The following is a 13,041-nucleotide window of genomic DNA, read 5'->3' on the forward strand; positions in this document are numbered from 1 at the left end:
AAAGGTTATTTTTGAAAGTGCAAATAATTTTTGCACTTTTTTCTAAAAGCCATCTTTTTCTATCTGAAAGAAAGGTCTTGCATTAATTTGGATAATAAGCAATAAGTTTTAGTAACAATTCTAGATTTAAGTTTATAATATGCTTAATTTTAATAGATTAGATTATATAACTGCCGTGCCTAAACACTTACTATATTTTAAAAAGTAGTTTATAACTGCTGGGTTAAGGGATTATAGTTCTTATGAAATTTATCTTTTATCCGTTTTATAAATATGACATAACCAATATTAATTGTTTATTCAGGCTAGCCTGAATCAGACAATTGCGCCTATCTTAAATACTAAAACTTTTACTGGCGTGGCGCCGCGCGGCCAGCTAGCTTGCTTAGGCCCGGCAAGCAGCTTAGCCGAGGGGCTGGAGCGGGCACCCGGTCCCTAGGGGCGCGGCCGGCGCCCAAGGCATTTCGTGCCGGCTACCCTGGCCCTACCTTTGTTCTCCTATACAACGCCCCGAGAAATGCCCGCCTACCGCCCCCAAGAGATTGAAAAAAAGTGGCAAGCCTACTGGCAGCAGCACCAAACGTTCCGCGCCGCCAACGACTCTAGCAAGCCCAAGTACTACGTGCTCGACATGTTTCCCTACCCCAGCGGGGCGGGTTTGCACGTGGGCCACCCCCTAGGCTACATCGCCTCCGACATTGTGGCGCGCTACCAGCGCCTGCAGGGCCGCAACGTGCTGCACCCCATGGGCTTCGACTCGTTTGGGCTGCCCGCCGAGCAGTACGCCATCCAGACCGGCCAGCATCCGGCCGTTACCACGGAGAAGAACATCGAGACCTACATCCGGCAGCTGCAGCAGCTAGGTTTCAGCTACGACTGGGAGCGCGAGGTGCGGACTTCGGACCCCGCCTACTATAAATGGACGCAGTGGATTTTCCTGCAGCTCTTCAACAGCTGGTACAACCTGGCTACCGACCGGGCCGAGTCCATTGCCGACCTGGCGGCGCACTTTGCCGCGCAGGGCAGCGCGGGTGTGCGCGCGGCCGGCGACGAAACCGAGCGCCCCGCCTTCTCGGCCGCCGAGTGGAATGGAATGGACGAGCCGGCCCGCATGGCGGCGCTGCTGCCCTACCGCCTGGCCTACCAGCAAGATACCTACGTGAACTGGTGCCCGGCCCTAGGCACGGTGCTCAGCAACGACGAGGTGAAGGACGGCCTTTCGGAGCGCGGCGGCTACCCGGTGGAGCGCCGCCTGATGCCGCAGTGGAACCTGCGCATTACGGCCTACGCCGACCGCCTATTGCAGGGCCTCGACGCCCTCGACTGGCCCGACGCCGTGAAGGAGATGCAGCGCAACTGGATTGGCCGGAGCATCGGGGCTGAGGTGACCTTCCCGGTGGCTGAGCACCAGGGCGCTGATATTAAGGTATATACTACCCGCGTTGATACCATCTACGGCGCCACCTTCCTGGTGCTGGCGCCCGAGCACGAGCTGGTGCCGCTGCTGACGACGCCCGAGCAGCGCGCGGCCGTGGACGAGTACGTGGCCGCCACCAAGCGCCGCTCGGAGCGCGACCGCATGGCCGACGTGAAGCAGGTGTCGGGGGTGTTTACGGGCGCCTACGCTCAGAACCCGGTGAACGGCGCGCCCGTGCCCATCTGGCTGGCCGACTACGTGCTGGCCGGCTACGGCACCGGCGCCGTGATGGCCGTGCCCAGCGGCGACCAGCGTGACTACCTCTTTGCCACGCACTTCGACCTGCCCATCGTGCAAGTGACCGACGCGCAGCAGAACCTGGACGAGCAGGCCGACCCCACCAAGGAGGGCCGCTACGTGAACTCGGGCATCATCGACGGGCTGGGCTACAAGGAAGCTACGGCCAAGCTCATCGCCTTTTTGGAGGATAAGGGCCTAGGGCGCGGCAAGGTGAACTTCCGCCTGCGCGACGCCATTTTTGGCCGCCAGCGCTACTGGGGCGAGCCCATTCCGATTTATTACAAAGACGGCACCGCCTACGGCCTGCCCGAAAGCGAGCTGCCGCTGGTGCTGCCCGAAATCGACGAGTACCGGCCCACCGAAACCGGCGAGCCGCCCCTGGGCCGCGCCAAAAACTGGAAGTACCAGGGCCAGTACGAGTACGAGCTGAGCACTATGCCCGGCTGGGCCGGCTCGTCGTGGTACTACCTGCGCTACATGGACCCGCACAACGCCGCCCGCTTCGTGAGCGAGGCCGCCGAGGAGTACTGGGGCCAGGTGGATTTGTACCTGGGCGGCGCCGAGCACGCCACCGGCCACCTGCTCTACTCCCGCTTCTGGTACCTGTTCCTGAAAGACCTAGGCCTGGTGCACTCGCCCGAGCCCTTCCAGAAGCTGATAAACCAGGGGATGATTTTGGGCCGGTCGAATTTTGTGTATCGGATAGATTATGAGTACAAGTATGATTACGAAGAGGCTGGCAGCAACTCATCTGATTACATCCCACAAGCGTTTATTTCTCACGATGTAATGCTGCAAATAACTTCTGGTTCAACAGAAGTTAAAGATGCAGCTGAGGAAAGCGTTGCTATCCAGTTTCAGGATGCACAGGAAAAACTTGGCAAGCTTTTTCCTGGGGTCAAATACGAGCCAATGGGTCCTGATTTTGACGCTTTCAATCCTACACCAATTCATGTCGATGTCAGCCTTGTTGAGAATGATATTCTAAATCAGGATGGTTTCCAACAATGGCGCGACGATTTGAAGAATGCCATTCTCATCACAAACAAGGATGGTAACTACGTCTGTGGCGTCGAAATCGAGAAGATGTCGAAGTCGAAGTACAACGTGGTGAACCCCGATGTGCTGATTGAGAAATTCGGTGCCGATGCGCTGCGCCTGTACGAGATGTTCCTAGGGCCGCTGGAGCAGTTCAAGCCCTGGAATACCAACGGCATTACGGGCGTGGGCGGCTTCCTCAAGAAGTTCTGGCGCCTGTTTTACCCCGAGGATGGCGCCCTGGCCGTCAGCGACGAGCCGGCCACCCCGGCCGAGCTGAAGGTGCTGCACCGCGTCATCCAGAAGGTGGCGCAGGACGTGGAGAAGTTCAGCTTCAACACCAGCGTAAGCACCTTCATGATTGCCGTGAACGAGCTAACGGCCCTCGGCACCCGCAAGCGCGCCATCCTAGAGCCGCTCACCGTGCTGCTCTCGCCCTTTGCCCCCCACCTCACCGAGGAGCTGTGGCAGGCCCTAGGACACCCCGACAGCATCAGCTTCGCCAGCTACCCCGAGTTCCGCGAGGAGTACCTGGTGGAAGCCAACGTGACCTACCCGCTGGCCATCAACGGCAAGGTGCGCGAGCAGCGCGAGTTTGCCGCTACCGCCACCGCCGCCGACATCGAGGCCGCCATCCGCGAATCCGACTTCGTAGCCCGCTTCGCCGAGGGCAAGCCGGTGAAGAAGGTAGTAGTAGTGCCCGGCCGCATGGTGAACGTGGTGGTGTAAAGCCGTTTAGGAAAAACAACACGTCCTGCTCAGCTGGTGGCCGCCAGTTGAGCAGGACGTGTTGTTTTCGGCGCGTGAGCAGGCTGCCTCTCGCAACCTAGGCCTCATTCCAGACGGCAGGGACCGTTAGAATAGCCGCGCTTTTCTTGATGCGGCGCTGGCGCAAACGCTCGACGGGCTCGGCCACGAAGCGCACGAGCAGCATAGAAAACAAGATATTAGTCGTGAGGAGGGCGAGGGCGAAAACCATTTTTTCGCGCATGGAATGCAACTCGGGCGACAAGTACCAAAATAGCAGAAGCACCAGCACGTGCGAGATGTAAAAAGGGTAGGACAGTTCGCCGATTTTATAGTCCCAGCTTGATTTTTTAGTGAGCAGAAAATTAAAGGGTAGGGCCACTGCAAAGCACACGTAAAAAAGTATCTGCACTAAATACGTTGGGGGCAGGAAACTATAGCTCATAATAAAACCAACGACGGTAGTTAATGCCAGCCACAATACGGCGCGTGGAATAGCCCGCCGCTTTAGCTGCGCATAGGCGCGATAGGCTAAGCCACCGGTGAAGAAAAAAGCTAATTCGCAGGGTAAAAAACGGTAGCTCCAGGGGTCGTTACGCAGCCCAATATGGTAGATGTAAATGCGCAGGCCGATGCCAAGGATAGTAAGCAGTAAAAGCACGCCCGTGTGGCGACGCATTAAAAAGGGCGCCATTAAATAAAAGGCAATTTCAATACTCAGGCTCCAGGCTTGGTGCACAAATAAAAACTGCCAAACCTGCGGGCTGGCAGTAGCATGAAAGTCTGCGGTCCAATACAGCTGGCCACTCGCCTTATCGAGACCCAGAAACATCAGGGCGTCTTGGCCGATGATTACTAAGTTGGACCATCCCAGCACCAGCCAGGTAACCGGCGTTAAGTGAGACGCTTGCAAATAAGCCTCTAGCTTAAGCGGATAGCCTTTACTCCCTAATAATACAGCGCTTATTGCTACGGTTAAGCCCAGTACTACCCAGTAGATGGGGTACAGGCGCAGGAGGCGCTGACTGATAAAAAGACTGTATGAGCTATTTTCTTTTATATATTTTTCATTGAGTACCAAAGCCATGTAAAAGCCGGAAATCATAAAAAAAGCTTCTACCGCTACTGACCCCGTAACGAGGTGAAACCCGCGCGCGGAACTAGCATGGTCAATTAGTACCGCCATTGCTAGTAATAGTCTAATTATACCCATATATGTCTAAATAAACAGTGAAAATAAAGCAAGCAAAGCTACTTTCGTTGCCTAGCTACCTACTATCAATTCCCCTATTTATCTAGTATTTCCTATCAATCATCTTATGCGCCCCCCCGCTACCCGTAGCCGGGGGCGCAAGTGCTCGTGCTGGCTTGGGGCAACGGCCCCAGCAGCATTGAGCTAGCCTGCTTGGGCAGGACAAGTAAGATAGTCAGCCAACGAACGCCGAGTAATTCGGAAACTGCTCGCCCCTGCGCAGCGGACCCGCTGCGCTACTTGCCGCTACTAGCTGCCGCGCCGGTTGGGCTTTGCTTGGGCTGCAGGTACTTGTCGTACCAGGCCAGGTAGCGGGCGTAGCGGTCCTTGATGTAGCTGGGGGTGGTGAAGCCGTGGAACTGGCCGGGGTAGATGACCAGCTCGGTGGGCACGCGCAGGCTTTGCAGGGCCTGGTATAGCTGCTCGGTGTTGAGCAGGGGCACGTTGAAGTCCTTTTCGCCGCACATAAACAGGGTGGGCGTCTTGATTTTATCGGCGTGGAAGAAGGGGTACGACACGCGCATGTACACGTCGGGGTTTTTCCAGGGCGTGCCCAGCTCGGTTTCATAGTCGCGGATGTACTGGTCGGTGCCGTAGCCGGCCAGCACGTTGGCAATGCTGGCGCCGCTCACGGCGGCCTTAAAGCGCTGGTCGCGGGCAATTACCTGGTCGGTCATGATGCCGCCGTAGCTCCAGCCGCCCACCCCCAGGCGGTCGGGGTCGGCTAGGCCTTGCGCGACCGCATAATCTACCACGGCCAGCACGTCGTCGGTATCCTTGTTGCCCCAGTCGGCATAAATGGCCTTGCTGTACTCTAGGCCGCGGCCCGAGCTGCCGCGCGGGTTGGCCACCACCACGGCGTAGCCGTTGGCCGCAAAGTACTGCCACTCAAACGAGAAGCCGTAGCCGAACTGCGATACCGGCCCGCCGTGAATGCGCAGCAGCGTGGGGTACTTGCGGCCCGCCTGGTAGCCCACCGGCCGCACCACGAAGCCACTCACCAGCGTGCCATCCTTGCTTTTAGCCTGCATGGGCTCCACGGCCCCTAGGGCCACGGTGCGCCGCCAGGCGTCGTTCTGCTTGGAAAGCGGCCGTAATTCCTCCTTTTTGCCGAGCGCAAACACTTCGGCGGGCTGCTGGGGCTGGCTCGTGAGCACGACCACCGGCCCGCGCCCGCTCACATCGAAGGCGGCCACCTGGCGCGGACCGGCCAGCACCTTCTCCAGCTTGCCGCCCCCGGCCGGCACCCGCATCAGCGACTCGGCGCGGTCATCTTCGAGCAGGAAGTATACGCTTTTGCCGTCGGGCGCCCATTGCGGCTGGGTGGTGTTGCGGTCGAGGCCGGCGGTGAGCGGGCGGGCCGGACCGCCGGCCACGTCCACCACCATCAGCTGGTGCAGGGCGTACACGAGCTGCTCTTTGGGGCCGCCCTGCACGAAGGCGATGCGGCGGCCGTCGGGGCTCCAGGCGGGGCGGCTGCGGTAGTTGGGGGCGCTCTCGGGCACGTCGGTGCTCAGCAGGGGCCTAGGCTGCGCGCCGGGTTGCGCGTCCACCAGCAGCAGGTCGTAGTTATCGTGGCGGTCGGGGTCGGGCCCGCGCTTACTACTGAATACCAGCTGTTTGCCGTCGGGGCTCCAGGCGGGCAGGTACTCGTCGTAGGGGCCGCTGGTCAGCTTGCTGAGGCGGCGCGTGGCCACGTCGAACAAGTACAGGTGCTGGCGCTGGCTGTTGAGGTAGCCATCCACGTCCTCCTTGAACTGGAAGCGGTTGATGACGATAACCGGCGCGGTTTTGCGCTGCGCCTTCTGGGCGGCGGTGAGCGAGTCGGGGTCGGCATCCTTGGTAACCAGCACGAGGCGCTGCCCGTCGGGGCTCCACACGTAGTCCGACACGCTGCCCTTGAGCTTGGTCACTTTCTCGGCTTCGCCGCCGGCGCGGGGCAGCAGCCAGAGCTGGGCGTTGCCCCCGTCGGCCTCGCCGCGGCCCGATACGAAGCTCAGGTACTTGCCGTCGGGGCTGAAGCGGGGCTTGCTCTCGCCAGCCGGGCTGGTCGTCACCCGCAGGTTCTGCGAGCCGTCGGTGCGGGCCATCCACACATCGGTATCGCGCTTGTCGGCGGCGGTGTCCACGCGGCTCACGGTGTAGGCCACCCAGGCGCCATCGGGCGCGAGGTTGGGGTCGGCCACGTCGCGCAGCTGGGCGAGGTCACGCAGGCCTAGGGGGTGCGGGGCGGGTTGGGCTGGTGCGGCCAGCGGCAGGGCAAGGGCGGCAAGCAGGAGTAGGTAGTTGGGCATAAGTAGGCTGATTTGCACGAGGCATTAGAAAATTACCACAAAGGCGGCCACGGGCAGCTTATCAAAGCTGTTCGCCTGAGCCAGTAGAATGTCGTCTAACAGCGCAGAAAAGCTGCTTCGGCTGTGCTTCGCGTGGCCGCCCAGGTGCGTAATCCCACCCTCCGGCCCCCTCCCCTCCGGGAGAGGAGGAGCCTGACGAATGATTAATGTAAGCAAACAAGTATGCCGCCGTGGCTCCCCCTCTCCCGAAGGGGAGGGGGCCGGGGGGTGGGGTTACGCACCCGCGCAGCCCTTGCCGCCAAGAGTCACCTCACTTGCACCGAGACGCTGCCCCCCGCCAGGCCGCCCGACTGCGCCCGCACCATAATGGTACCCGCCGCCCCTTTTCTGGCCCGCACAATGACGAGGCACTTGCCATTGAACGCTTCGCGGGCGGGCGAGGCAAACGACACCAGATTGGCCGCGTCGCCGTTGCCGGTGGCCACCAGCTCGCCGGGGCCTTCCACGGAAAACGCCACTTTATTCGCGGCGGTGGGCACGGGCCGGCCGTCTTTATCGGTGAGCTGCGCGGTGATGAACACCAGGTCCTCGCCGGTGGCTTGCAGGGTGTGGCGGTCGGCCGCCAGCGTTACCTGCCTAGGCTCGCCGGTGGTCCGCACCCGGTCTTCGGCCCAGCGCCGGCCGTGTTTGTAGGCCACCACCCGCAGCTCGCCGGGGGCGTACACCACGTCGTCCCAGCGCAGGCGGTATTCGCCCGCCGCCTTCTTTTTGCGGCCTAGGGTCTTCCCGTTGAGGAATAGCTCGGCCTCGTCGCCAGAGGTGAACACGTGCACGGGCGTGGGCTGGCCCCGGCGCTGGGGCCAGTTCCAGTGGGGCAGCAGGTGGGCCATCGGCAGCTCGGGGCGCCAGTAGCTTTGGTAGAGGTAGAAGCGCTCTTTGGGGAAGCCGGCCAGGTCGATGATGCCCGAGTAGGAGCTGCGCGACGAATAGTAGGGCGTGGGCTCGCCCAGGTAATCCCAGCCAGTCCAGACGAAGCCGCCCGCCACGTAGGGGTGCTGGTCGAGGGTGGCGAATACCTTGTCGGCCGAGGCGCCGAAATCGACCGAGTACAGCTCGTAGGCGCTTACCTGGTGCGTGGTAGAGTTGCCGCCCTGCCCGTCGGCCACGGGCGCGCTGTTGCCCGGATACACCGGAAACAGGAACTCGCCCCGGCTGCTCAGGGCCGAGGCGTTCTCGCTGCTGAGTATCATCTTACCGGGAAATTTTTGGTGGAAAGCCGGAAACAGCGGCGGCGTGCTGATGCCCTTGAGCCCGGCGTAGGCCCCGCCGTTGCGGATGCCCTCGCCCTGGTAGTTGAGGCTGATAACGTCGGCCACGGCAGGCAGGGGCATGTCGGGCTTGGCGTAGTTCATGGCCACGGTGGTGGGGCGCGTGGGGTCTTCCTGCTTGGCAATGGCGTACAGCTCGCGGGCTACGGCGGCGCCCTTTTCGCCGGTGTACTGCTCGCCTACTTCGTTGCCGAAGCTCCACAGCACCACCGAGGGGCTGTTGCGGTCGCGGCGGATGAGGGCGCGCAGGTCCGGCTCGTGCCAGTCGGGGAAGATGAGGTGGAAGTCGAGGGGCGTCTTTTTCAACTCCCAGCAGTCAAAAATCTCGTCCAGCACCAGAAAGCCCAGGCGGTCGGTCAGCGCCAGCAGCTCGGGCGCGGGCGGGTTGTGCGACATGCGCACGGCGTTGCAGCCCATCGCGCGCAGCAGCTGCAGCTGCCGCTCGGCCGCCCGCTCGTTGAACGCGGCCCCTAGGGGCCCTAGGTCGTGGTGCTGGTTGGCACCCTTAACGAGGATATGCTCGCCGTTGACAAACAAGCCTTTATCGGGCTCAAACCGCACCTCCCGGATGCCAAAGGGCGTCTCGTACACATCCAGCGCTTTGCCCTGGGCCAACAGGGTGGTGACGGCCACGTAGCGGTTGGGCGTTTGGGTGGGCGGCGGGCCCCACAGCCGCGGGTTGGCGATGGTAACGACGCCCGCCACCGTGTCGGTGGCCTGGGCCCGCACGGTGGCCGTGGCCAGCGGCAGGCGGGCCACGGGCCGGCCGGTTTTCTCGCCCTGGGCGCTGAGCTGGTAAATTTCGGTGGCTACGTCAACGCGCTGGTCGCTAGCGCCTTTATTAGCTACCGCCACGCGGAGGCTCACCGTCGCGGCGGTTTTGCTGACCCTAGGGGTGGTAACGGTGGTGCCCCACTGCCCCACGTGCACGGGGTTTACCTTGGTCAGCCACACGTTGCGGTAGAGGCCCGCGCCGGGGTACCAGCGCGCCGAGGCCGGCGGATTATCCAGCCGAATGGCCAGCTGGTTTTCCTGGCCCGGCTTGATGTACGGCGTCAGGTCGAGGCGCCACGATGAATAGCCGTAGGGCCAGCCGCCCACCAGCTGGCCGTTCAGCCACACCATGGCGTAGGACATGGCGCCTTCCACGTCGAGGTAGAAGGTGCGGCCCGCGTCGGTGGCCGGCACCGCCAGCTTGCGGCGGTACCAGGCCACGCCCTGCACCGGCAGCCGGCCCATGCCACCGCCAATGGGTACGCCCTCGCCCGCGTAAAACGGCCCCTTGCTAGCCCAGTCGTGCGGCAGCGTCACGCGCTCCCACTGCGTGTCGTCGAAGCCGGCCTGCACAAATGGGAAGTGCCCGCCCGGGTTGCCGGCCGGCCGGGCGTGCCGCCGGGCCGGGTCACGAATGAAGTCGTTGCCGGTGGGCAGAATCCACGGCTTCAGCACGGTTTGGGTGGCGGCCACTGCTACGGCTTCGGTGGGCCGGGAGTCGGCGGCTTTGCTGTCTTGCTCGTTGCGCACCTCGGGGCGCACGTCATAAATCAGGCTGTCGGGCGTGGCGGCCGGGCCGTAGCGGTAGAATCTCCAGCCTTCGTTGAGGGAGATGCGCTCCCTAGGGCCGCGCTCGGCCTGGGGCGCGGCCACGGCAGCAGTGGGGGGAAGCGCGAGCGGAAAGGGGCGCGAGCCGGCTGGCTGCTTGCCGGTGGTGGCGAAAGTCAGCAGCCAACCCGTTGCGGCAACCGGCAGCAAAGCAGCTAGTCTGGTCATGGAAGCGCGGAAGGACGAGTGAGGAAATAGTTGCGCACGAAGATGAGGCAGCCCGCCCAGCGCAATTTGTGCCGATAGCTGCCCGGTGGTTTGCGAACCAGCGCCGCCCTAAGGCTTGCACTGCTCGCTTAACCTCAAAATAGTGCAGATTAATCAGCTTCGCCTGCATCTTTGCGCGCGGCGCTCCTGTCTTTTTTGCCAACTCCACTTCTACTGCTTGATGAATTTTCTACGACACGGCAGGTTATTCCCCATTTCGACGCTGCAGCGCTCCTGGCTGCTGGCGGGCTTGCTGGGCCTCTTTGGCTACGGCGCCCACGCGCAAAACGCGGCCGATGCGGCCGGGCCGCTGCTCACGCCCAGCCAGTTTTTGGGCTATGCCCTGGGCAGCCGCTTCACGCCCCAAGCCGACGTGCTGCGCTACGCCGCCCACGTGGTGGCCCACGCGCCGGGCCGCATGAAGGTGGTGCCCTACGGCAGCACCTACGAGCACCGCCCGCTGGAAGTGATTGAGGTGGCCAGCGCCGAAAACTTTGGCCGGCTGGCTGACATTCAGCAGAATAACCAGCGCCTGGCCAGCCTAAGCGCGGGCGCGGGCAGCACCGCCCTGCCGGCCGTGTGCTGGCTGAGCTACAACGTGCACGGCAACGAGGCCGTGAGCAGCGAGGCCGTGATGGACGTGCTCTACGACCTGGCCAACCCCCAGGACGCGCAGGTGCAGGGCTGGCTCAAGAACACGGTGGTGCTCCTGGACCCCTGCGTGAACCCCGACGGCCACGACCGCTACGTGAACTGGTACAACCGCGTGCGCAACCAAAGCGCCAACCCCGCCCCCGACAGCTGGGAGCACCACGAGCCCTGGCCCGGCGGCCGCTACAACCACTACTACTTCGACCTGAACCGCGACTGGGCCTGGCAAACCCAGCAGGAAAGCCGCCAGCGCATCGTGCTCTACAATCAGTGGCTGCCCCAGGTGCACGCCGACTTCCACGAGATGGGGCCCAACAGCTCGTACTACTTCTCGCCGGCGGCCAAGCCGTATCACCAGGATATCACGGCGTTCCAGCGCAAGTTTCAGGGCGTGATTGGTGACTACAACCGGGCCACGTTCGACAAGAATAACTGGCTGTATTTCACCCGCGAAACCTACGACCTGTACGCGCCCACCTACGGCGACACCTGGCCGAGCTTCAACGGGGCCATCGGCATGACCTACGAGCAGGGCGGCGGCGGCGCGGGCGGCGTGCGCTACGCCCGGCCCGACGGCGACACCCTGACCCTAGGGCAGCGCATTGCCCACCACCACGCCGCCAGCCGCGCTACCCTGCAGGCCACCAGTGAGCGGCACGACGAGCTGCTGCGCGAGTTTCAAAGCTACTTTTCGACCGCCAAAACCAAGCCCGCCGGCACCTACAAAACCTACGTGCTGGCCTCGGGCAATGACCCCGGCCAGCTGCGCATGCTCACGCAGTACCTCGAGCGCCAGCGCATCGCGTACGGCTTTGCGCCCAAGCAAGTCAAAACCAAGGCCTACAGCTACCTGAGTGGCAAAACCGAGGACGTGACCGTGCAGCCCCACGACGTGCTCATCAGCATGTACCAGCCCAAATCGACGCTGGTAAAGGTGCTGTTCGAGCCCCGGCCCCAGCTGGAAGACTCGCTCACTTACGACATCACGTCGTGGGCCCTGCCCTACTCGTTTGGGGTGAAGGCCTACGCCCTCACCCAGCGCCTCGACGCCAGCGGCCCTACCCCCGCGCCGGCCATTGTGAAAGGCACGGCCGAGGCCCAGGCCCAGCCCTACGCCTACCTAGCCCGCTGGAACAACCTGCAGGACGTGCGCTTTTTGACCCGTTTGCTGCAGCAAAAAGTAAAGGTGCGCTACGCCGAAGAAGCCTTCGAGGCCGAGGGCCAGAAGTACGCGCCCGGCACGCTCATCATCACCCGCACCGGCAACGAGACCCTAGGGACCAAATTTGACCAGCTGGTGCGCAGCCAGGCCGACTCGGCGGGCACGGTGGTGCGGGCCGTGAAGTCGGGCTTCAGCACCACGGGCAAGGACCTGGGCTCGGGCTCGGTACACTTTGTGAAGATGCCCACCGTGGCCGTGGTGGCCGGCACCGGCACCGACGCTACGGCCTTTGGCGAGGTGTGGTACTTCTTCGAGCAGCAGCTCGGCTACCCCATCACGGTGCTGGGCGCCGACTACCTAAGCCGGGTAAATATGAGCAAGATTGACGTGCTCATCCTGCCCGACGGCAACTACCAGGATATTTACCCCACCGCGGCGCTCGACGGCCTCAAGGCCTGGGTGCGCGGCGGCGGCAAGCTCATTGCCCTAGAGGGCGCCGCCAAGTTCCTGGCCAATAAGCGCGATTTCCTGCTGAAAACCAAGGCCGTAGACTCGACCGCCATCAAGAAAATCGAGCGCGATAAACCCTATTCGGCCCTGAAAAAATACGGCGCCGCCGAGCGCGAAAGCGCCGAGGAGCAGGCCCTAGGCAGCATCTACAAGGTGCAGCTCGACAACACCCACCCGCTGGCCTTTGGCTACGGCGACACCTACGCCGCCCTGGTGCGCACGCCCCTCAACTACCGCTTCCTGGGCAAGGGCGGCTGGAACGTGGGCGTCATCAAGAAGGACGCCTACTACGCGGGCTTCACCGGCAGCAAGGTCCGCAAAGAATTGAGCGACACCTTCGTGCTGGGCACCCAGGCCCTGGGCCGCGGCCAGGTGGTATACCTTGGCGACAACCCTCTATTTCGCGCCTTCTGGCAAAGCGGCAAGCTGCTGTTCAGCAATGCCGTGTTCTTAGTAGGTCAGTAAGGTAGTAGATGAGTGAAGCAGGCCGTCATGCTGAGCCCCGCGAAGCATCTCTACCGCGCCCCTAGGGT

The 13,041-nt window shown here is 62.4% G+C and carries 5 protein-coding genes; 2 read left to right on the forward strand and 3 right to left on the reverse strand.

Annotation, left to right across the window (positions count from 1 at the left end):
* Positions 1-517: 517 nt before the first annotated feature.
* Entirely contained in the window at positions 518-3,484 is a 2,967-nt protein-coding gene (locus tag HHL22_RS24340; RefSeq protein WP_169529962.1) for a leucine--tRNA ligase, read from the forward strand.
* 97 nt (positions 3,485-3,581) lie between these two features.
* Here the strand turns inward: HHL22_RS24340 and HHL22_RS05620 are convergent, their stop codons facing one another.
* The 3 genes from HHL22_RS05620 to galB all read right to left on the reverse strand — a co-directional run bounded on the left by HHL22_RS05620 (position 3,582) and on the right by galB (position 10,146).
* Positions 3,582-4,715 (reverse strand): acyltransferase family protein, encoded by a 1,134-nt coding sequence (locus HHL22_RS05620; RefSeq protein ID WP_262888342.1) that lies wholly within the window; start codon positions 4,713-4,715, stop codon positions 3,582-3,584.
* Positions 4,716-4,990: 275 nt separating this feature from the next.
* Positions 4,991-7,048 (reverse strand): alpha/beta hydrolase family protein, encoded by a 2,058-nt coding sequence (locus HHL22_RS05625; RefSeq protein ID WP_169529964.1) that lies wholly within the window; start codon positions 7,046-7,048, stop codon positions 4,991-4,993.
* Positions 7,049-7,353: 305 nt separating this feature from the next.
* The gene (gene galB / locus HHL22_RS05630) at positions 7,354-10,146 is read right to left on the reverse strand and encodes a beta-galactosidase GalB (protein ID WP_169529965.1); all 2,793 of its coding nucleotides are present in this window, start codon (positions 10,144-10,146) and stop codon (positions 7,354-7,356) included.
* A 220-nt stretch (positions 10,147-10,366) separates the two neighbouring features.
* Between galB and HHL22_RS05635 the strand changes: the two genes are divergently transcribed.
* Complete coding sequence (locus HHL22_RS05635; RefSeq protein ID WP_169529966.1) at positions 10,367-12,973, forward strand: M14 family zinc carboxypeptidase; 2,607 nt, start codon at positions 10,367-10,369, stop codon at positions 12,971-12,973.
* Positions 12,974-13,041 lie beyond the last annotated feature (68 nt).

The organism is Hymenobacter polaris, assembly GCF_012927305.1.
Lineage (GTDB): Bacteria > Bacteroidota > Bacteroidia > Cytophagales > Hymenobacteraceae > Hymenobacter > Hymenobacter polaris.